The following is a 19,391-nucleotide window of genomic DNA, read 5'->3' as shown; positions in this document are numbered from 1 at the left end:
TCGCATGCTCTGCGAAACTTCCAGGAGCACGATCATGAGTGTGTACGAGTGGGCACGGCAGGAGTTGCGCAGAAGCCAGGATGCGGCACAGGAAATCGGTTTTGATCCGGGCTTGAGCCTGCGCGCCTTGCTCAGTGCGGTGGTGCAGCAGAGCAAGGGCGTGCGCAGTGCCGAAGACTTGGCCGACGAGTTGCAGTTTCTCGCAGAAAACCTCGATGACCAGCAGGACTACGGCTTTATGCGGCCTTAGTGGGCTCGCGGTGGCAGGTCTTCGGAGAACAGTTCGTCTTCGGCATCCGGGCTGACCGGAATCTTGTGTTCTTCCGAAGCCCAGGCACCGAGGTCGATCAGTTTGCAGCGATCCGAGCAGAATGGCCGGTTGAGGTTGGTCGCTTTCCATTCCACGGGGGCGCCGCAGGTTGGGCATTCGACGGTCAAGGGTTGGCTCATGTTCGGCCTCCACGCAAAGTAAGGTAAAAATGGTGCAGTCGCTCGACCTCGGCCTGGAGCCAGGCCAGGTCCTGGTCATTGACCAGTACATCGTCGGCATGGCGCAAGCGATCTTCCCGGGAGGCCTGGGCCTTGAGAATCGCCTGCACCTGTTCTTCGCTGATGCCGTCGCGCAGCAGGGTACGCTGAATTTGCGTTGATTGCGGCACATCGATCACGAGGATGCGTTGGGTCATGGTGTATTGACCCGACTCGATCAACAACGGCGACACCAAAATCCCATAGGGCGAGCGGGTGCGGGCCAGATGGCTGTGGATCTCGTCGGCAATCAGCGGGTGCAGCAGGGCTTCCAGCCACAGGCGTTCTTGCGGCGCCTCGAAAATGCGTTTGCGCAAGGCGGCGCGATCCAACTGGCCATCGGGCAGGAGGATCCCGCCGCCGAAGTGCTCGGCAATCTTCGCCAGCGCTGGCCGCCCTGGCTCCACCACCCAGCGTGAGGCATGGTCGGCGTCGATCAGGTCCACGCCAAGGTCGATAAAGTGCTGGGCCGCAGCGCTTTTGCCGCTGCCGATGCCGCCCGTCAGGCCAAGAATCCAGGGTGTTGCGACAGAAGTGGTCATTTGAAACCGACAGACTGCAAATAGAGGTCGGTTATTTGACCACCCCAGAGCAATGCAATCCAGCCGGCAATCGCCAGATAGGGGCCAAAAGGCAGAGGCACCGATGTCTGCGCGTTACGCATGCGCAACACAATCACCCCTGCTATTGCACCCACCAGCGACGCCAGCAACAGCGTCAGCGGCAGAACCTGCCAGCCACCCCAGGCGCCGAGCAGTGCTAGCAGCTTGAAGTCGCCATAGCCCAGGCCGTCTTTGCCAGTGCACAGTTTGAACAGCCAGAACACCGACCACAGGCTCAGATAACCGGCAACCGCGCCCAACAGAGCATCGGGCAACGCTACATACAGCTCGAAGTAGTTGAGGATCAGCCCAAGCCACAGCAGTGGCAGCGCCAGCACATCCGGTAATAGTTGGTGGTCGGCATCAATCAGGCTCATGGCCAGCAAGCCCCAGCTCAAGAACAGCACGCCAGCGGCCGGCCAGCCGAAGCCGTAGTGCCAGGCGATAAATGCCGAGAGCAGTCCACAGGCCAGTTCGGTAAGTGGATAGCGTGGGCTGATGGAGCCATGGCATCGTGCGCAACGCCCCCTGAGCAGCAGATAACTGAGCACCGGGATATTTTCCCACGGGCGAATCGGCTGGTCGCAGTGCGGGCAGCAGGAATTGGGGTGCAACAGGTTATAAGTCGGGCCACCGGGTTCTGGGGGCAGGCCGAGTATCTCGTGGGCCTGGGCGCGCCAGTCCCGTTCGAGCATTTTGGGCAGGCGCCAGACCAGCACATTGAGGAAGCTGCCGACGATCAGCCCCAGCACCAGTGCTGCCCAGACGAACAGCCAGGGATGGAGGATCAGGAGTTGGTCCAGGGTCATATTCAAAACGCCGTGCCAAGCTGGAAGATCGGCAGGTACATGGCGATTACCAGTGCCCCGACAATGCCGCCGAGCACCACCATGATCAGCGGTTCCATCAAGCTGCTCAGGTTGTCCACCAGGTTGTCGACGTCCGTTTCATAATGATCGGCGACCTTCTCCAGCATGCTATCCAGCGCGCCCGACTCTTCGCCGATGGCTGTCATCTGGATCGCCATGCCTGGGAACAGGCCACTGGCGGTCATGGTTCGATTCAATTGCATTCCTATTGCCACGTCCTGACGCATACGCGTGATTGCCTGTGTGAACCGCTCGTTGCCGGCGGCTCCGGCCACTGAATCCAGCGCCTGCGCCAGCGGTACACCGGCGGCAAAGGTGGTGGCGAGTGTACGAGCGTAGCGGGCGACAGCGGTTTTTTTCAGCAGTGTGCCTGCCAGCGGCAGTTTCAACAAACCAGCGTCCAGCCACAGGCGAAAGCCGCTGTGTCGGCGGTAGGATCGGCGTATCCCCCAGACCGTCGCGGCCACGACCAGCAATAGCATCCACCACGCGCCCTGCATGAATTCGGACAGCCCGATAACCAGCAGGGTAAAGCGCGGCAGAGGTGTGTCGATGCCGGCGAACAGGCTCTCGAATTGGGGGACGACGTGGATCAGCAGGATGCTGCTGACCAGCGTCGCCACGAGCAGGACCATCAGCGGATAGGTCATGGCCTTCTTGATCCGGGCCTTGAGGCGTTGGCTCTTTTCCAGGTGGATGGCTACCCGCTCCAGCAGGGGCTCCAGGGTGCCGGCCTGTTCTCCGGCCGCGATCAGGCTGCAATACAAGGGGTTGAAGCACTGCGGCTGTTTCAATAGCGCGCCGGTCAGGCTGTTGCCGGCGCCAATCTCCTGCTTCAATCCTTGGACCATCGTGCGCATGGCCCGGCTGTCAAAGCCTTCGCCAATCATATCGAAGGCTTGCAGCAGGGGAATTCCCGCCTTCAGCAGCGTCGCCAGTTGGCGGGTGAACAGCGCAATATCGGCTGGGGTGATTGGGTTGCCCAGGCCGGCAAGGAGGCTGGAGCGCATCTGTACCCGAACCGGGTTGATACCTTGCCGGCGCAACTGTGCCTTGATCACGGCCGGGCTATGGCCGCGGGTTTCGCCGGACACCTTGCGGCCATTGCGTAGCGTGCCTTCCCAGGCATAGGTGGTGGGGCTCACAGTGACATTATTCATTGGCAGCTACAGCTCATCGGCAGGTGACGATCTACAGCTTAGTCAGGCCTCTGTGTCCGGCCGGCTATTGGGGAACGGAAAAATGTCAGATTGTGCGTCTTGTGAGGGCTTGGCCCGACGCGGATGAGTACACTGGCGCGGTTGTCGAGGGCGGGGCGCAGGATGTGCCTTGCGATGGGTTTTTATTCTGGAGAGTGAGTGTGATGCGTCAGAACGGCTTTACTTTGATCGAGTTGTTGATCGTCGTGGCGATCATTGGCATCTTGGCCACGATTGGCCTGCCCATGTATACCAAGCACCAGGCCAAGGCCAAGTTCACGGCAGGGCTGGCGGAAATCTCGGCGTTGAAGGCGGGCTTCGAAGACACCTTTAACCAGGGCGCGGTACCCACGCTGGCGCTGATCGGTGGCACCAGTCCGACCGCCAACTGCACGATCAGCGTTGCAGGTGATGTGGCTGCGGGGACTGGCTCGATCGCCTGTGAGATCCTCGATGCGCCTGCGCCCATCCAGGGCAAGCTCATTACCCTGGCGCGCAGTGCCAGTGAGGGTTGGAAGTGCACCACGACCGCTGACGAGCAGTACATTGCAAAGGGTTGCGCGGCTGTCAAATGAGGTCGGGCCACCTAAATCAGTGACGGGAGCCAGCCGTAACGGGCTCCCAGGCACTCCACAGGGAAGTAAAGGTTGCCCATGACGTTATCCGTGCAACAGCGAGGAAGCGTATTCCTGGTGCTGGCGCTGAGCCTTTTGCTACTGGGCATCACCCTATCCTTCAGTGGTCATGACTGGCAGCGTGTGATGCAGGTCGGCGTGGGAGTGGGTGGGTTGCTCTATGGCTTGGCGACTCCCGTCGGGCGGTTGCTCGACAAACCCACCGCTATCGGCCTGGCGCTGGTGTTCGGCCTGGGCTTGATATCTTCTTCGTTGGCCCACCAGCCTCTATGGGCGTTGACCGAGTGGGCGCTGATGCTCACCTGTGGGGTGATTGCCGCTGCTTTTGCCCGGCTGCGGCGCAATGGCGATCAAACCCTGGATCAGGCGCTGATCCTGTTTGTGTTGCTGCTGTGCCTGATCAAGACCCTTCAATATGGCTACGCAGGTGTGCTTGCGTTTACCAGTGGCAAACTGACACTGGACACCGACCTTCTGCTTTCCGGGTTCTCCAACAAGCGCTTCTACGGCCAGTTCCAGACCATTACCTTGCCCTTGCTGGCGTTGCCTTTGCTGCTCCCGAGCACGTCGCGGTTGATGCGTGGTCTGGTGTTCGCGCTGTTGTGTGCCTGGTGGTTGATTGCGATCAGTGGCGGCACCCGTGGCACCTGGTTGGGTATCGGCGTTGCGGCGCTCGTCCTGGCTTTTTTGGGGGCTGCGGGGCGTCGCTGGTTGGTCTGGCAGGTGGCCGCGCTGTGTGGCGGGCTGTTTTTGTACTGGCTGTTGTTCACGGTCCTGGCGCGTTATCTGGGGCTGGAAATTGCCAGTCTTTCCAGTGACCGGCTCACCACCAACCTTTCAGGGCGTGAAGTGATCTGGTGGCAAGCCTGGGACATGATCCGCGAACGGCCAGTGCTCGGTTTCGGGCCGATGCACTTTGCTGATATCCCCAACCCGATCGCCGCCCACCCGCACCAGGCCATTCTGCAGTGGGCCAGTGAGTGGGGGCGTGCCCTCGGCCTTGTGTGTGTCGCTGCTGGCGCTGCGCGGTGGTTGGGCCGCGTTGAGGGTGATCCATCGGCAAGGGTCGACAGGTGCACCGCAAGACCTGATGCGTCTGTGTCTGTTCGCAGCGCTGCTGGGCGCGGCGGTGCAGGCGATGGTCGACGGGGTGATTGTGATGCCCTATTCGCAACTTTGGTTGGCGCTGGTGGTGGGCTGGCTGATGGCATTGCATCCGTGGCGCGCGCCGGTTGTCGAGCCGATACCGCTGATGCATCGGGCCTGGCAAGTGGCGGCTGTGCTTGCGGTGGCGTTATTGGTATTTGTCGTATACCGCGATCTGCCTGGCTCCACTGAACGCAGCCAGCACTACATCGATATTGCCAAAGGCAACCTGCAGCCACGGTTCTGGGTCCAGGGAGTCATTGCGCCGCACATCCGGTAAGTTGCCGGGCGCCCAATGCAGTGCTAGCTTTAGCCCACCGCCCGTGTAGCTCAGTTGGTAGAGCAGCGCACTCGTAACGCGAAGGTCGCAGGTTCGATTCCTGTCTCGGGCAAAAAGGCACCACAGTTTTCAGATGATCCCAGAATGGTTCTGAAGGCCAGACGAACCGGTATTCGTGCCCGTTCTTTTGTATCTGCGCAACCTTGATGACCCAGATGCATCCCCATTCCTCGATCTAAGAGAACGACATGACCACGACAGAAATGACCCAGGAAGTACGGCACGCAGAGGCCCTCAAAAAGTATCTAGAGGAGTCGCCGCAGCTTAAGGAAGAGATCAAGGACCTGAGTGCTGATGATCAGCGCGACCAGATCCTGTGGGCATTCGAGGACGAGGCCGAGAGCCAGGGCCTTCAGCCTTGGGAGCTGACCCTCAAGTACACGTCCACGCCAGAGGCGTTCGAAGTGGAACGGCTGATCCTGCACAAGGAGGCTGCCGAGGTGTTGGGTGTCGAGTGGGAAGAGTACTGCGAGATGAACAATCTGGTGGTTTAAACGCTGTTTTTTTGTCTCTCGGGCCTCATCGCCAGGCCGGTTTCTACAGCGTTGTGCAGCACCTGTAGGAGCCAGCCTGGCGATGACGGTTTCAGATACTGAGCCTCATCGACAAATCCACCGCCTTCACATCCTTGGTCATCGCCCCGATGGAGATGTAGTCCACGCCGGTCTCGGCAATGGGCAGCAAGGTGCTTTCATTGATCCCGCCGCTGGCTTCCAACTTCGCCTTGCCGGCGTTCAAGCGTACGGCTTCGCGCATGTCGTCCAGGCTCAACTCATCCAGCATGATGATATCGGCGCCCGCCGCCAGGGCTTCGCGTAACTCTTCCAGGCTTTCCACTTCGACTTCCACCGGCTTGCCGGGGGCGATCTTGTGGGCGGCAGTAATGGCCTGGGCAATGCCACCGCAGGCGGCGATATGGTTTTCCTTGATCAGGAACGCGTCATACAGGCCGATGCGGTGATTGTGGCAGCCGCCGCAGGTCACTGCGTACTTTTGCGCCAGGCGCAGGCCGGGCAGGGTCTTGCGGGTGTCCAGCAGCTTGACCTGGGTGGCGGCGACGAAGTCCGCCAGGTATTGCGCACGCGTGGCCACGCCCGACAACAACTGCAGGAAATTCAGCGCACTGCGCTCTCCCGTCAGTAATGAGCGGGCGGGGCCTTCGAGGTGGAACAGCACCTGGTTGGGGCTGACGCGCTCACCGTCGCGCACCTGCCAATGTACCGCAACCCGCGGGTCCAACTGGCGGAACACGGCATCGACCCAGGCGGTGCCACTGATGACGGCAGTATCACGGGTGATGATCGTGGCCTTGGCCAGCCGTTCGGCCGGGATCAATTGCGCGGTGATATCGCCGCTGCCGATGTCTTCCAGCAGTGCACGGCGCACGTTGGCTTCGATTTCGGCGGTGAGGTCGGCGAGGCGTAGATTCGGCATAGCGGGCTCCACATACAAAGTGTCCCGATTATAGGGGCATGGCAGCGCCGAACCCAAGGTATGCAGGCACAACCTGCCTGATTACAAAGCTCCTACAGAGTTTGCTGGCGCTACAGGGTCTATTTGCAAGATAATCTCGCGCCTTGCAATTGGCGTCATAGCTTTGACGTCTCGGTGATCTACAGATAATCGCCACCTGCCAGTATTTTATCGGCGGTTGCGGCGAGCGCTCATCAAACCGAACCCCGTCATTCCAGGAGGCCAGCATGCACAATGACGCAAAGGTGGTGCCGATCAATAAGATCGCCACCCAAGCGATGCCGTCGCCTCTCGCCCGCCTGCCTGTGATTGTGCTTCAGGTTCGTGACAAGGCCACGCAGCAACTCGACCGGGGTTTGCAGGAGCTGTTCGATAACGCCGACGACACCCTGTTCGAAATGGCCGACAAGGCGCGCAACAACGCCGACCACAATATTTTCTTTGAGGCTATGCGCGACCTGCGCCTCAAGCGCAAGAACTTCGAGCGTGTGTTCATGGAGCAGCTCTTCGCCGCGTTCGCCAACCTGGGGCTTGTCGGGCAAGGCGAGCTGCTGCTGCCAACGGTCTCCTACGAAGCGGTGCCGGGCGTGTCGGCCGACTACCTGGAAAAGGCCGTGGCCCTGGAGGCCATGCTCGACAAGGTCATGCACCGTGACGGCCTGGCCCTCGGACAACTGACAGCGCGCCTCGGTGCATTGCTGGGCAAGGGCCTGAATGATCGGGAAAACCCCCTTGGCCCGGCGATGCTCTGCGAGTACTTCCTGCGGGCCGGGCGCAGCCTGGGGGTGGAGATCCGGGTCAAGCTGATCATTTTGAAACTGTTTGAAAAGTACGTACTCAGCGATGCCGACTTGCTGTACGGCGAGGCCAATCAGTTGTTGGCCGCCACGGGCGTGCTGCCCGAGCTCAAGGCTGTACCTTCGCGCCGTCCCGGCGAGCGTGCCAGCAGAGCCCGCCCGCCGGTCAAGGCGGCACCGGCTGCCGACCCGCAGGCCGACGAGGCGGAGCAACAAGTGTTCGCCGCCCTGCAGGAGCTGCTGCTGAAGGTGCGCGGCAGTGTGGCCCCGACTCTGGAGGCCAGCGCCCAGGCCCAGCCGATTTCCACCCGCGACCTGCTGCGCCTGCTGTCCCACCTGCAGCAGTATGTGCCGGAGCCTGCGGTCGAGGACGATTTTGACTTGCGTCGCCAATTGGAAGAACTGCTCACCCGGGTCAGCGTCAAGAGTGGCAAGTCGCGGGTAGTGGAAGATGCTGACGAGGATGTGATCAACCTGATCGCCATGCTGTTCGAGTTCATCCTCGACGACCGCACCTTGTCTGATTCCCTCAAGGCGTTGATTGCGCGCCTGCAGATTCCCATGTTGAAAGTGGCCGTGCTGGACAAGAGTTTTTTCAGTCGTGGCAGCCACCCGGCGCGGCGCTTGCTCAATGAAATCGGGACTGCCGCCATGGGCTGGGGCAAGCGTGATGATTACCAGCGTGACAGCCTGTACCTGCGTATCGAGCAGGTGGTGCAACGCCTGTTGAACGACTTTGTCGATGACCCGGCGATTTTCTCTGTGCTCTTGCAGGAGTTCACCGCTTATACCCAGGACGAACGCCGCCGCAGTGAGCTGCTCGAACAGCGCACCCGCGACGCCGAAGAGGGGCGCGCCCGCACCGAGCAGGCCCGGCAGCGGGTCGCCGATGCAGTCAATCAGCGCTTGCTGGGCAAGGTCTTGCCGCATTTCGTGGTGCAGTTCCTGCAACAGGCGTGGAGCCAGGTCTTGTTGCTCGAATGTCTCAAGCACGCCCAGCACTCGCCGCAATGGCAGGCACGGCTGCAGACCATGGACGAATTGATCTGGAGTGTCAGCCTGAGTGAAGACACCGAGGCCGGCCGCTGCCTGCTGGAGCAATTGCCCGCGCTGCTCAAGGCCCTGCGTGAGGGGTTGAGCGAGGCGGCGTTCGACTCCTTTGTCACCCGGGAGTTTTTTATCCAGTTGCAGACTCTGCATACCCAGACGTTCCAGGGCACGACGCAGTCCAGCGTGGCGCTGGTCGAAGTGCGCGGGGATGCGAGTGCGGTGATGCCTGCACAGACGGTCAGCCTGGCGGAGGATGATCCCGATCTGCTCAAGGTCCGGCAGTTACGCATCGGCAGTTGGGTCGAGTTCCGCGAAGATGAAGAAAACACCCTGCGCTGCAAGCTGACGGCGATTATCGCTCCGGCCAACCGCTACATATTTGTCAATCGCACCGGCCTCAAGGTACTGGAAAAAAACTGCACGGAGCTGGCCCTGGAGTTCAAGCGTGGCGGGGTGCGCACCTTGGATGACGCGCTGTTGTTCGACCGCGCACTGGCTTCGGTGATTGGCAATCTGCGGCAACTCAATCGCGCCAAGTGATCGCAACCACCAGGCCGATCACGGCATACTGAGCGCTCCTAAGTCTTGCGCAAGGAACCTGTATGCAGTTGGACCCCGCCAGCGGTTGGTGCCAGGGCATTGCCCATTGCCCGTCGCCCAACTTCAATGAACGCCCAGGCGGCGAGATTTCCCTGTTGGTGGTGCATAACATCAGCTTGCCACCGGCCCAGTTCGCCACGGGCAAAGTGCAGGAGTTTTTCCAGAATCGACTGGATGTCACGGAACATCCCTACTTTGCAGGCATAGTTGACCTACGGGTATCCGCGCATTTTCTGATTGAGCGTGATGGTGCGGTGACGCAATTTGTTTCCTGTCAGGACCGAGCCTGGCACGCGGGCGTCTCCTGTTTCGAGGGGCGCGAAACCTGCAATGACTTTTCCCTGGGAATCGAGCTGGAAGGGACCGATGACCAGCCCTTTACCGATGCCCAGTACCAATCCTTGATCGACCTGAGCCGCCAATTGCTGGCCGCTTACCCGGGCATCACGCTTCAGCGCATTTGCGGTCATAGTGACATCGCCCCAGGACGCAAGACCGATCCTGGACCGGCTTTTGATTGGGCGCGTTTTCGTGGCGCCTTGCAGGATGGAGGACATGCACAATGAGTTTCCTGGTGTTGGTGCTGGCGGTATGGATCGAGAAGTTCTCGGCCTTGCGTCAGCGGGTGCAGCGCGATGGCGGCTGGCTGCGCGAACTGGCCCGGCTTGAGTCGAGCGCTCGGCTGGGTAAACAGCCTTGGTTGATCCTGGCGCTGCTGGTGTTGCTGCCGGTGGCGCTACTGGGGCTGTTGTTGCTGGTCCTGGAGCCGGTGGCCTATGGCTTGCTGGCGCTGCCGGTGCACCTGCTGGTGGTGATCTACAGTCTGGGCCGCGGTGATCTGCTCGGCCAACTGGGGCCGTTTCGCGATGCCTGGCGCCGGGGCGACCTGCAAGCGGCTGAACATGTTGCCGAGCGCGACCTGGCGATTGGCGCCGACAGCGGCGAGCAACTGCTGGAGCGGGTCCAGGGCCATTTGCTGTGGCAGGCCTACCAGAGCTTTTTCGCGGTGATTTTCTGGTACTTCCTCCTCGGTCCGGTGGTGGCCCTGGCCTACCGCTTGCTGGCGCTGGCCAGTGAACACAGTCAGAACCCATTGGTGGCCGAGCGTGCCGGGCAATTGCGCCATGCGTTCGACTGGTTGCCGGTGCGGTTGCTGGCGGCGAGTTTTGCTTTGGTGGGCAACTTTGTCGCGGTCAGTCGGGTGATGCTGCATGAGCTGCTGAGCTGGGATATCAGTGCCGCGCAACTGGTGGAAAAGGTTGGCCTGGTGGCCGGCGAGATTCCGGCGCCGGTGGTTGGTGCCGAAGGCATCAACAGCCTGGATCGGTTGTGGGAGCTGCTGCTGCGCGCTGCGGTGTTGTGGTATGCCGGGTTTGCGATCTGGACTGTTTTGCCCTGAAAAGCGCCCTTTGTAGGAGCGAGCTTGCTCGCGAAAAACTTACAGGCGCCGCGTTCATTCAGTAAGCACGCGTTATCGTTGACGTTTTTCGCGAGCAAGCTCGCTCCTACAGAAGGCGATGACCGCTTAACTGACTGGCAATTAGGGCAAGCCCGCTCCCACAGAGAATCTGTTGTGGCTTCAAAAAATCGGTTGGCCGCTAAGCTCCGCCGATCGCGTTAACCTTAAGTTACAAAACTCCCCGCCGATTTAAGCTATACAGACAGCGCGCCCAATAGTGGCTTTCTGCCGCTGCCCTGCGCCTTCAATAAAAATAAAAGAAAAGGGAGTTCATCTGTGAAGAGCTTGCTCTATCCCGCCATCGCGTTGATGAATCGCCTGAGCTTCGGCATGAAGTTCAGCCTGATCAGTGTGTTGTTTTTCCTGCCGATGCTGGTGACCAACTATTACCTGGTCCGGGATTCCTGGCTTGAGTTCCAGGGCACGCAGGTTGAGTTGCAGAGTCTGGACCTACTGGGCAGCAGCCTGATCCTGCGCCGCGACCTGGAAACCTTGAACAATCAGGTGCAAATCAACGCCACCCTCGGCCAGGCAGGCAAGGCGGGCGATATCGAAAGCCAGATCAGCGCATTGGAACAGCGTGTCCTTGAACGCCTGCAAGGCTTCCAGGCGATGACGGCCGATCCCGAGCAGGTCGCGGTGTTCGAGGGCAAGCGCGACGAGATGATCGCAGCCTTCAAGGCCCAGCAAAGCGAATCTTCGTTGCTGAGCAAAAGTGCGCTGATTGGCAAGTTGCTCAATAAGGCGCAGATGTTCAGCCAGATCATAGCCAGCCAGTCGGGGTTGAGCCGTGATGTGCAGGGTGATGTGCGCCAACTCAGCGAGCTGGTGACCAGCGTCACCCCGCAAGTCACCCAGACCTTGGGCGAGGGCCGGGCCATGGGCGCGTACTCCCTGGGCCAGGGCTTTCTCAACTCATCGTCCAGCACGCGCTTTGATGAACTGCTGCAGCAGTTGGAAAAACTCCAGGCGGAATACGGCTTGAAAGTGCAGGACGCCATGGGTTCCAGCAAGGCCGTCCATGGCGCGTTGGATACCTTGGCCCAAGCCAGCCACGCCAGCCTCAAGCAGGGCAGCGAACTGTTTGAGGAACAGGTGGTGATGGCCGAGACGCTGGAGGCGCCGTGGCAGGCTTTCTATGATCAAGTGACGGCCTTGATGGCCAAGACCTACCAGTTGGACGATGCGACCCTGTCCTTCCTCGACCAGCAATTGCAACAACGCCTGGCACAGAACCGCACGCACATGGTGTTGCTGGTCGCGGCGCTGGCGGCGGTGTTCCTGTTGATCTTCTATCTGTACGGCGGCTTCTACGCATCGACCCGCACCACCCTGCGCCGCTTGGGCGCGATGATGGATAAGGTCGCCGCAGGGGACATGACCGTTAGTTTCAAGTCCCAGAGCCGCGATGAGCTGGGTGAGTTGGGCGAGGTGTTCAATGGCACCGTGGCAAAAATCCATGACTTGATTGAACGGGTGGGGCAGACCGTCCATGAAGTCGAGCATCAGGCCGGGCAAGTGGAATCGGTTTCGGCGCGCAGCAACCAGGCGGTGTCGGGCCAGCGCAGCCAGATCGAACAGGTGGCGACGGCCATGAACCAGATGTCGGCGACCGCCCACGAAGTGGCGCGCAGTGCGGCGGCGGCTGTCAGCAGCGCCCACAGCGTCAACGATGAAACCCTTAGCGGGCGTGGCCTGGTGCAATCCCAGCAGGGCAGCATCGCGCAACTGGCGTCGGAGATCGACCAGTCAGTGCTGGTGATCAATCAATTGGCCATCGACAGCCAATCCATCAGCAGTGTGTTGGAGGTGATCAAGAGCATTGCCGAACAAACCAATCTGCTGGCGTTGAACGCGGCCATCGAGGCAGCGCGGGCGGGTGAGCAAGGGCGTGGGTTTGCCGTGGTGGCCGATGAGGTGCGCACCCTGGCCCGGCGCACCCAGCACTCCACCGAAGAAATCGAGCAAATGATCGCCAAGCTGCACCAAGGTGTCGGTGCGGCCGTGAAGGCCATGGGCAGTAGCCATAAAATGGCTAGCGGCACGGTCGGCCAGTCGGAAAAAGTCCAACTGGCCCTGGAAAACATCCTGGGCGCGGTAGGCATGATCGTCGATCAGAACCAGCAAATCGCTGCGGCGGTGGAGCAACAGACGGCAGTGGCCCACGACATTGACCAGAATATTGTCGAGATCAATCGGGCTGGCGAGCACGCAGCCCAAGGCGCGCACCAGACCGAAGAGGCCAGCCGGCAATTGTCCTTGCAGGTGATTGAGCTGAAAAAGCTGATCGGTGCATTTCGCGTGTAAGACTGGGCGGTAGGCTTTATCTGTTGGGTGCGTGGTCTATGTCCTGTTTTTCCGTGTGAGCTTCTTTCGCAGCGAGATTGGGTGAGAATTTGTTTCACACCCCATCCAGCGCTCCCGGGAGGCAGGACCATGACCGAGACAGCCGCAGGCGTGAAAGGGCATTGCGCCCATTGCGACATCACCTTTGCACTCAAACCCTGGCAGCTCAACGCCATTGCTCTGGACGAGCCCTTTGATTGTCCGTATTGCCACAAAGTCCTGCAGCTCAATTGCCCCAAGCAACTGCGTCAGTTGAAGTCTCTGGACAACCTGGCGTTGCTGCGCCCGAGCATGCTGGTGTTGACCAGCGTGGCTCTGCTGGTGGCCTTGGTGGTTGAGTGGGTCGGCTTGATCAGCAAGATCGGGCAATTGAACGTGTCGCTGGTGGCGATCCTGATTCATTTCCTGACCCTGCGCCACGCCCGCCACCGGCATCGCATGACCCTGATGCTACAGGCGGTCAACCCCATCATCGAGCGGCCAGTTGAACAGTTCGCAGGCGTTGCGGGTGCTCGCTTCGGCCAACGCTGAAGGGCTGATGCCCATCCGTTCGGCCAGGGCATCGCAGATTGCCGGCAGGTGCTGCGGGCTGTTGCGTTGGCCGGGGTACATGGCGGGCGCCATATCCGGCGAGTCGGTTTCCAGTACCACTGACTCCAGCGGCAGTTGAGCGATGACCTTGTGCATGCGCAAGGCCTGGGGCCAGGTCGGCGCGCCGCCCAGGCCCAGCTTGAACCCCAGCTTGATGTATTCGCGGGCCTCTTCGCAGCTGCCGGCGAAGGCGTGGATGATCCCGCCCCGGGGCAGGCGGATGCGCTTGAGGGTGGCGATAACGGCCGCATGGCTGCGCCGTACATGCAACAGCGCTGGCAGTTGGAAGTCCACAGCCAACTGCAACTGGGCTTCAAACAGTACTTGCTGGCGCTCGCGGTCCAGGTGCTCGAGAAAGTAATCCAGGCCGATCTCGCCGACGGCGCACAGCTGGCGATGCCCCTTGAGGCGTGTCAGCCAATCCCCCAGTTCGACCAGGTCTGTGGGGCGATGCTCATCCAGGTACACCGGATGCAGGCCAAATGCCCCGTACAGGTCCGGGTCCTGTTGGGTCAGGTCCCATAACCGTTGCCAATTACGCTGGTACACCCCCAACACCACCATGCGCCGCACGCCGAGCTGACGGCTGTGCTTGAGCACCTCGTCGCGATCTGCGTCGAAGTCCTCGAAGTCGAGGTGGGTGTGGCTGTCGACCAGCTCCATGCCTATATCTCGTGAATCCGCTGCTTGAAAGTCCGGCCGATGGCATGCACACCCGGCTGGTAGTGCTGCTCTTCAATTGCCGCGAGCGCCAGGCGCAGGGCCGTATCGGCGATCAGCGCGTGTTGCTGGGCCATGGCGTTGACCGGCAGCGGCAGGAAGTCCAGCAACTGAGTGTCACCAAAGGTGCCCAGACGCAACGGCCGGGACTTGAGCGGAAAGTCATGCAGTGCGTCAAACACCCCTTGCAGCAGGACGTAGGAAGTGGTCACCAACGCATCGGGTAAATGCCCCAGGCGTTGCAGGAGTTCTTCCATCAATTGGCGGCCGCAGTCGCGGCTGAAGGCTTCGCCGTGCTCGATCAGGACTTCGCCCTTGAAGTCGTGCAGTGCTTGCTGGAAACCCGCCGCGCGCTCCTGACTGATGCTCAGCTCGGGGCGGGCACCCATCAAGACGATCTGCCGGGGTAGCGGTTGCAGCAGGCTGCTGGTCAATTGCTCGCAGGCCTGGCGGTCATCGCTGACCACTGAGCAGAACTGTTCAGGCGCCATCACCCGGTCGATAGCAATTACCGGCAGGCCCTTGGCTTGCAGCTCGCGATAACTGTCATCGCTGGCGGGCAGACAACTGGCGACGAACAGTGCATCGCAACGCCGTGCGCGGAACAGTTGCAGCAACTGGCGCTCGCTGTTGGCATCATCGTCGGAACTGGCGATCAGTAACTGATAGCCACGGGCCCGTGCGCCTTGTTCCAACAGCTTGGCAATCCGCGCGTAACTGGGGTTTTCCAGGTCTGGCAGGATAAAGCCCAAGGTACGCGTGTGCCGGCTGCGCAACCCGGCGGCCTGGGGGTTGGGAGTAAAGCCGTGCTCCTCGACCACCGCCCGCACCCGTTCGACGGTGGCGCTGCTGATCCGTTGCTGTTCGGCCTTGCCATTGATGACGTAGCTGGCGGTGGTCACGGACACACCGGCTAAGCGTGCAATATCACTGAGTTTCAAACCGGGATTTCCTTGTTTTTTAGAGCTTGCCCCGACATTTTGTCCAATCGTAACCGATTCCTGCACGCGACCATTGTCGCAACTCAAGCGCCGAGTGGTGCTTCAAGGATGCAGAATTACCCAGTAATCTGCCATAAATTCTAGATTAAACGTTTCAGCAGGCGTATTTTTACGATGATCGCTACTGAGTACCTACTGCCAATTGACCACTCAGTCAGTTATTTTTGCACGGTTTAATCAAAACAATACCTAGTGCGCACCCCGCACTAACTAGGAGAAAGGCATGCTTGAGCTCACCGTAGAGCAGATATCCATGGGCCAGACGGCTGTGGATAAGTCTGCTGCCTTGCAACTGCTCGCCGAAAAACTGGTGGCCGATGGCCTAGTCGCCGAGGGCTACCTGAGCGGCCTGCAAGCCCGTGAAGCGCAAGGCTCGACCTTCCTCGGCCAAGGTATTGCGATCCCCCATGGCACCCCCGAAACCCGCGACCAGGTGTTCGCCACCGGAGTGCGCCTGCTGCAATTTCCAGAGGGTGTGGATTGGGGCGATGGCCAGATCGTCTACCTGGCGATTGGCATCGCCGCCAAATCCGATGAACACCTGCGCCTGCTGCAGCTGCTGACCCGCGCCCTCGGTGAAACCGACCTGGGCCAGGCGTTGTGCCGCGCCGCTTCGGCTGATGCGCTGCTCAAACTGCTGCAAGGCGCGCCCCAGGAGCTGGCGCTGGATGCACAAATGATCGGCCTGGGCGTGTCCGCCGACGATTTTGAAGAGCTGGTATGGCGCGGCGCCCGCCTGCTGCGTCAGGCCGATTGCGTGAGCAATGGCTTTGCCGCCGTGTTGCAGCAAGTCGATGCATTGCCCCTGGGTGATGGCCTGTGGTGGTTGCACAGTGAGCAAACGGTCAAGCGTCCGGGCCTGGCTTTCGTCACCCCAGACAAACCCATGCGTTACCTGGGCCAGCCATTGAGCGGCCTGTTCTGCCTGGCCAGCCTCGGCGAAGCCCACCAGGCATTGCTTGAGCGCCTGTGTGCCTTGCTGATTGAAGGGCGCGGCCAGGAACTGGGGCGTGCTACCAGCAGCCGGGCGGTCCTCGAAGTGCTGGGTGGCGAATTGCCCGCCGACTGGCCCAGCGCACGGATCGCCCTGGCCAATGCCCACGGCCTGCATGCGCGGCCGGCCAAGGCCCTGGCGCAGCTCGCCAAGCAGTTCGACGGTGAAATCCGCGTGCGGATCGTGGACGGGCAGGGCGGCGCCGTGTCGGTCAAGAGCTTGAGCAAACTGCTCAGCCTCGGCGCCCGGCGCGGTCAGGTCCTGGAATTTGTTGCCGAGCCCGCCATTGCCAACGACGCTCTGCCGGCGTTGTCGGCGGCGGTGCAAGCTGGCCTTGGCGAAGAGGTCGAGCCGCTGCCGGCCGTCAGTGCGCGGGTTGAAGAGGTCGAGAGTGAGCCGCTGCTCAGCGCGCCAGCCTCCGGCAGCCTGATCCAGGCCATCGCCGCCGCGCCCGGAATTGCCATCGGCCCGGCCCATATCCAGGTGTTGCAGCCGTTTGACTATCCACTGCGCGGCGAGTCGGCCAGCGTCGAGCGCGAGCGTTTATCCGCTGCATTGCGCGATGTACGCGGCGATATTCAGGGCTTGATCGAGCGCAGCACGTCCAAGGCGATCCGCGAGATTTTCATCACCCACCAGGAAATGCTCGATGACCCGGAACTGACCGACGAAGTCGACACCCGCCTCAAGCAAGGCGAAAGCGCCGAAGCGGCGTGGATGAGCGTGATCGAAGCCGCCGCCAAACAGCAGGAGTCCTTGCAGGACGCGTTGCTCGCCGAACGCGCCGCCGACCTGCGGGATATCGGCCGGCGGGTGCTGGCGCAACTGTGTGGTGTCCAAACCCCGCAGGAACCCGACGAACCCTACATTCTGGTGATGGACGAAGTCGGCCCGTCGGATGTGGCACGCCTTGACCCGGCACGGGTGGCGGGGATTCTCACCGCGCGCGGTGGTGCTACGGCCCACAGCGCCATCGTCGCCCGCGCCTTGGGGATCCCGGCGCTGGTCGGCGCCGGGCCGGCGGTGTTGCTGCTGGCCTCGGGCACGCCGTTGTTACTCGACGGCCAGCGCGGGCGCCTGCATGTGGATGCCGATGCCAGCACTTTGCAACGCGCCACCCAGGAGCGCGACTCCCGTGAGCAACGGCTGCAGGCCGCTGCCGCACAGCGTCATGAACCGGCTTTGACCCGCGATGGGCATGCTGTGGAAGTGTTCGCCAATATCGGCGAAAGCGCCGGCGTGGCTGGCGCCGTCGAGCAAGGCGCCGAGGGTATTGGCCTGCTGCGTACCGAACTGATTTTCATGGCCCATTCCCAGGCCCCGGACGAAGCCACCCAAGAGGCCGAATACCGCCGTGTGCTCGATGGCCTGGCTGGCCGGCCACTGGTGGTGCGTACCTTGGATGTGGGGGGTGACAAGCCGCTGCCTTATTGGCCGATTGCCAAGGAAGAAAACCCGTTTCTCGGTGTGCGGGGCATCCGCCTGACCCTGCAACGCCCACAGATCATGGAAGCGCAACTGCGCGCGCTGTTGCGCTCGGCGGACGGTCGCCCGCTGCGCATCATGTTCCCCATGGTCGGCAGCGTCGATGAATGGCGCCAGGCCCGGGACATGACCGAGCGCTTGCGCGAGCAAATCCCGGTGGCGGACCTGCAACTGGGGATCATGATCGAAGTGCCCTCGGCGGCGTTGCTGGCGCCGGTATTGGCCCAGGAAGTGGACTTTTTCAGCATCGGTACCAATGACCTGACCCAGTACACATTGGCGATCGACCGGGGACACCCAACCTTGTCGGCCCAGGCTGACGGCCTGCACCCGGCGGTGTTGCAACTGATCGACATCACGGTGCGTGCGGCCCATGCCCACGGCAAGTGGGTCGGGGTGTGCGGTGAGTTGGCGGCAGATCCGCTGGCAGTGCCGGTGCTGGTCGGCCTGGGTGTGGATGAATTGAGTGTGTCAGCCCGCAGCATTCCCGAAGTGAAAGCGCGGGTGCGTGAATTCAGTCTGAGCGAGGCCCGGAGCCTGGCGCAACAAGCACTGGCACTGGGTTCCCCTGCGCAAGTGCGTGCTCTTGTGGAGGCCGTGTAAATGGCGAACATTCTGACTCTGACGCTGAACCCGGCGTTGGACCTGACCGTTCAACTGGCGCGCCTGGAGCCAGGGGCGGTCAACCGCAGCGAAACCCTGCTGACCCATGCCGCCGGCAAGGGCGTGAATGTGGCGCAGGTGTTGGCAGATTTGGGCCATTACGTCAGCGTGGGTGGATTTCTCGGTGCGCAAAATCCCGAGGCTTTCGAGGCCCTGATCGCCAGCCGAGGGTTTGGTGATGCGTTTATTCGTGTGCCGGGTGAAACCCGCAGCAATATCAAGATTGCCGAGGAGGATGGCCGGGTCACCGACATCAATGCACCGGGGCCGCTGGTGAGCGAGCGGGCGCAAGAACAGTTGCTCAAGCTGATCGCAGTGATCGGCCCCGAGTTCGATGCGGTGGTGGTCGCTGGCAGCTTACCGCGGGGCGTCAGCCCGCAGTGGTTTCAGGGTTTGCTGGAGACGCTCAAAGACCTCGGTTTGAAAGTCGCCCTGGACACCAGTGGCCAAGCGCTGCGTGCTGGCTTGAAAGCCGCACCGTGGTTGATCAAACCCAACACTGAAGAGCTCGCAGAAGCGCTCGACTGCCCCACGCAAACCATCGCCCAACAAGCCCGCGCGGCTGAGCATTTGCACGCCCAGGGCGTGGAGCATGTGGTGGTGTCCCACGGGGCCGACGGGGTGAACTGGTTCAGCCCCAACGCCGCGTTGCACGCCACGCCGCCCAAGGTCAGCGTCGCCAGTACCGTGGGTGCCGGCGACTCCTTGTTGGCGGGGATGCTGCACGGCCTGCTCAGCGGCGAAGCGCCCGAGCAGACCCTGCGCCGCGCCACCGCGATTGCCGCCATGGCGGTCACGCAGATCGGTTTCGGCATCAGCGACGACGCGCAACTGGCGCGCTTCGAAAGCGGCGTGCACGTGCTCCCGCTGACAGAACAATAAGAGGGATTGTG

The 19,391-nt window shown here is 61.5% G+C and carries 17 protein-coding genes, 1 tRNA gene and 2 pseudogenes; 13 read left to right on the top strand and 7 right to left on the bottom strand.

The window, feature by feature from the left end:
- Nucleotides 1–34 precede the first annotated feature (34 nt).
- Nucleotides 35–250 carry a hypothetical protein gene (locus JTY93_RS22595; RefSeq protein WP_057441062.1) on the top strand — a complete coding sequence of 72 codons (216 nt, stop codon included), beginning with the start codon at nt 35–37 and terminating at the stop codon, nt 248–250.
- Here the strand turns inward: JTY93_RS22595 and yacG are convergent.
- The 4 genes from yacG to JTY93_RS22575 are packed head-to-tail and all read right to left on the bottom strand — an operon-like array spanning nt 247 to nt 3,159.
- Nucleotides 247–450: a DNA gyrase inhibitor YacG gene (yacG, locus tag JTY93_RS22590; RefSeq protein ID WP_092238375.1), complete on the bottom strand. Its 204-nt coding sequence runs from the start codon at nt 448–450 to the stop codon at nt 247–249. The two genes, JTY93_RS22595 and yacG, sit on opposite strands and share 4 nt — an antisense overlap.
- On the bottom strand, nt 447–1,070 hold the full coding sequence (coaE, locus tag JTY93_RS22585; protein WP_205477283.1) for a dephospho-CoA kinase: 624 nt from the start codon (nt 1,068–1,070) through the stop codon (nt 447–449). Before coaE ends, yacG begins: the two co-directional genes overlap by 4 nt.
- Entirely contained in the window at nt 1,067–1,939 is an 873-nt protein-coding gene (locus JTY93_RS22580; RefSeq protein ID WP_205477282.1) for a prepilin peptidase, read from the bottom strand. Before JTY93_RS22580 ends, coaE begins: the two co-directional genes overlap by 4 nt.
- Before the next feature lie 2 nt (nt 1,940–1,941).
- Entirely contained in the window at nt 1,942–3,159 is a 1,218-nt protein-coding gene (locus JTY93_RS22575; protein WP_205477281.1) for a type II secretion system F family protein, read from the bottom strand.
- Nucleotides 3,160–3,362: 203 nt separating this feature from the next.
- Between JTY93_RS22575 and JTY93_RS22570 the strand changes: the two genes are divergently transcribed.
- From JTY93_RS22570 to JTY93_RS22555, 4 genes and pseudogenes are all read left to right on the top strand, one after another.
- Nucleotides 3,363–3,773: a pilin gene (locus JTY93_RS22570; protein WP_205477294.1), complete on the top strand. Its 411-nt coding sequence runs from the start codon at nt 3,363–3,365 to the stop codon at nt 3,771–3,773.
- A 78-nt stretch (nt 3,774–3,851) separates the two neighbouring features.
- Nucleotides 3,852–5,259 (top strand): annotated as a pseudogene (locus tag JTY93_RS22565) (O-antigen ligase family protein).
- A 39-nt stretch (nt 5,260–5,298) separates the two neighbouring features.
- Nucleotides 5,299–5,371: transfer RNA gene (locus tag JTY93_RS22560), tRNA-Thr, on the top strand.
- A 136-nt stretch (nt 5,372–5,507) separates the two neighbouring features.
- A complete protein-coding gene (locus JTY93_RS22555; protein ID WP_205477279.1) occupies nt 5,508–5,813 on the top strand; it encodes a DUF6388 family protein in 306 nt (101 codons plus the stop codon).
- A gap of 91 nt (nt 5,814–5,904) precedes the next feature.
- On the opposite strand, the gene nadC is transcribed toward JTY93_RS22555, so the two are convergent.
- Entirely contained in the window at nt 5,905–6,753 is an 849-nt protein-coding gene (gene nadC / locus JTY93_RS22550; protein WP_169998599.1) for a carboxylating nicotinate-nucleotide diphosphorylase, read from the bottom strand.
- Between the two features lie 266 nt (nt 6,754–7,019).
- On the opposite strand from nadC, the gene JTY93_RS22545 reads away from it, so the two are divergent.
- The 6 genes and pseudogenes from JTY93_RS22545 to JTY93_RS22525 all read left to right on the top strand — a co-directional run bounded on the left by JTY93_RS22545 (nt 7,020) and on the right by JTY93_RS22525 (nt 13,575).
- The gene (locus JTY93_RS22545; protein ID WP_205477278.1) at nt 7,020–9,179 is read left to right on the top strand and encodes a DUF1631 domain-containing protein; all 2,160 of its coding nucleotides are present in this window, start codon (nt 7,020–7,022) and stop codon (nt 9,177–9,179) included.
- Nucleotides 9,180–9,241: 62 nt separating this feature from the next.
- On the top strand, nt 9,242–9,805 hold the full coding sequence (ampD, locus tag JTY93_RS22540; RefSeq protein ID WP_205477277.1) for a 1,6-anhydro-N-acetylmuramyl-L-alanine amidase AmpD: 564 nt from the start codon (nt 9,242–9,244) through the stop codon (nt 9,803–9,805).
- Nucleotides 9,802–10,638 carry a regulatory signaling modulator protein AmpE gene (gene ampE / locus JTY93_RS22535; protein ID WP_169998605.1) on the top strand — a complete coding sequence of 279 codons (837 nt, stop codon included), beginning with the start codon at nt 9,802–9,804 and terminating at the stop codon, nt 10,636–10,638. Before ampD ends, ampE begins: the two co-directional genes overlap by 4 nt.
- A gap of 369 nt (nt 10,639–11,007) precedes the next feature.
- Nucleotides 11,008–12,099: pseudogene (locus tag JTY93_RS30100) on the top strand (methyl-accepting chemotaxis protein); the annotation flags it as partial.
- Nucleotides 12,076–13,005, top strand: coding sequence for a methyl-accepting chemotaxis protein (locus tag JTY93_RS30095; protein WP_375373150.1), 930 nt, complete (start codon nt 12,076–12,078; stop codon nt 13,003–13,005). The pseudogene JTY93_RS30100 and the gene JTY93_RS30095, both read left to right, overlap by 24 nt.
- A gap of 129 nt (nt 13,006–13,134) precedes the next feature.
- Nucleotides 13,135–13,575 carry a hypothetical protein gene (locus JTY93_RS22525; protein ID WP_205477276.1) on the top strand — a complete coding sequence of 147 codons (441 nt, stop codon included), beginning with the start codon at nt 13,135–13,137 and terminating at the stop codon, nt 13,573–13,575.
- Here JTY93_RS22525 and JTY93_RS22520 read toward each other — a convergent pair.
- Nucleotides 13,495–14,298 (bottom strand): TatD family hydrolase, encoded by an 804-nt coding sequence (locus JTY93_RS22520; protein WP_205477275.1) that lies wholly within the window; start codon nt 14,296–14,298, stop codon nt 13,495–13,497. The genes JTY93_RS22525 and JTY93_RS22520 overlap by 81 nt on opposite strands.
- A 2-nt stretch (nt 14,299–14,300) precedes the next feature.
- Nucleotides 14,301–15,296 carry a catabolite repressor/activator gene (cra, locus tag JTY93_RS22515; RefSeq protein WP_205477274.1) on the bottom strand — a complete coding sequence of 332 codons (996 nt, stop codon included), beginning with the start codon at nt 15,294–15,296 and terminating at the stop codon, nt 14,301–14,303.
- Between the two features lie 283 nt (nt 15,297–15,579).
- On the opposite strand from cra, the gene ptsP reads away from it, so the two are divergent.
- Together ptsP and pfkB are read left to right on the top strand one after the other, a co-directional pair.
- Nucleotides 15,580–18,438 (top strand): phosphoenolpyruvate--protein phosphotransferase, encoded by a 2,859-nt coding sequence (ptsP, locus tag JTY93_RS22510; protein ID WP_205477273.1) that lies wholly within the window; start codon nt 15,580–15,582, stop codon nt 18,436–18,438.
- Nucleotides 18,439–19,380, top strand: coding sequence for a 1-phosphofructokinase (gene pfkB, locus JTY93_RS22505; RefSeq protein WP_205477272.1), 942 nt, complete (start codon nt 18,439–18,441; stop codon nt 19,378–19,380).
- Nucleotides 19,381–19,391 lie beyond the last annotated feature (11 nt).

Origin of the sequence: Pseudomonas hygromyciniae, assembly GCF_016925675.1 — a bacterium.
GTDB lineage: Bacteria > Pseudomonadota > Gammaproteobacteria > Pseudomonadales > Pseudomonadaceae > Aquipseudomonas > Aquipseudomonas hygromyciniae.
The sequence above is the reverse complement of the archived record's forward strand: the minus strand, read 5'-3'. Positions and strand labels throughout refer to the sequence as shown.

Coding starts and splice junctions, on each gene's coding strand:
- JTY93_RS22595 (WP_057441062.1), top strand. CDS start 35: ATGAGTGTGTACGAGTGGGCACGGCAGGAGTTGCGCAGAAGCCAGGAT.
- yacG (WP_092238375.1), bottom strand. CDS start 450: ATGAGCCAACCCTTGACCGTCGAATGCCCAACCTGCGGCGCCCCCGTG.
- coaE (WP_205477283.1), bottom strand. CDS start 1,070: ATGACCACTTCTGTCGCAACACCCTGGATTCTTGGCCTGACGGGCGGC.
- JTY93_RS22580 (WP_205477282.1), bottom strand. CDS start 1,939: ATGACCCTGGACCAACTCCTGATCCTCCATCCCTGGCTGTTCGTCTGG.
- JTY93_RS22575 (WP_205477281.1), bottom strand. CDS start 3,159: ATGAATAATGTCACTGTGAGCCCCACCACCTATGCCTGGGAAGGCACG.
- JTY93_RS22570 (WP_205477294.1), top strand. CDS start 3,363: ATGCGTCAGAACGGCTTTACTTTGATCGAGTTGTTGATCGTCGTGGCG.
- JTY93_RS22555 (WP_205477279.1), top strand. CDS start 5,508: ATGACCACGACAGAAATGACCCAGGAAGTACGGCACGCAGAGGCCCTC.
- nadC (WP_169998599.1), bottom strand. CDS start 6,753: ATGCCGAATCTACGCCTCGCCGACCTCACCGCCGAAATCGAAGCCAAC.
- JTY93_RS22545 (WP_205477278.1), top strand. CDS start 7,020: ATGCACAATGACGCAAAGGTGGTGCCGATCAATAAGATCGCCACCCAA.
- ampD (WP_205477277.1), top strand. CDS start 9,242: ATGCAGTTGGACCCCGCCAGCGGTTGGTGCCAGGGCATTGCCCATTGC.
- ampE (WP_169998605.1), top strand. CDS start 9,802: ATGAGTTTCCTGGTGTTGGTGCTGGCGGTATGGATCGAGAAGTTCTCG.
- JTY93_RS30095 (WP_375373150.1), top strand. CDS start 12,076: ATGACCGTTAGTTTCAAGTCCCAGAGCCGCGATGAGCTGGGTGAGTTG.
- JTY93_RS22525 (WP_205477276.1), top strand. CDS start 13,135: ATGACCGAGACAGCCGCAGGCGTGAAAGGGCATTGCGCCCATTGCGAC.
- JTY93_RS22520 (WP_205477275.1), bottom strand. CDS start 14,298: ATGGAGCTGGTCGACAGCCACACCCACCTCGACTTCGAGGACTTCGAC.
- ptsP (WP_205477273.1), top strand. CDS start 15,580: ATGCTTGAGCTCACCGTAGAGCAGATATCCATGGGCCAGACGGCTGTG.
- pfkB (WP_205477272.1), top strand. CDS start 18,439: ATGGCGAACATTCTGACTCTGACGCTGAACCCGGCGTTGGACCTGACC.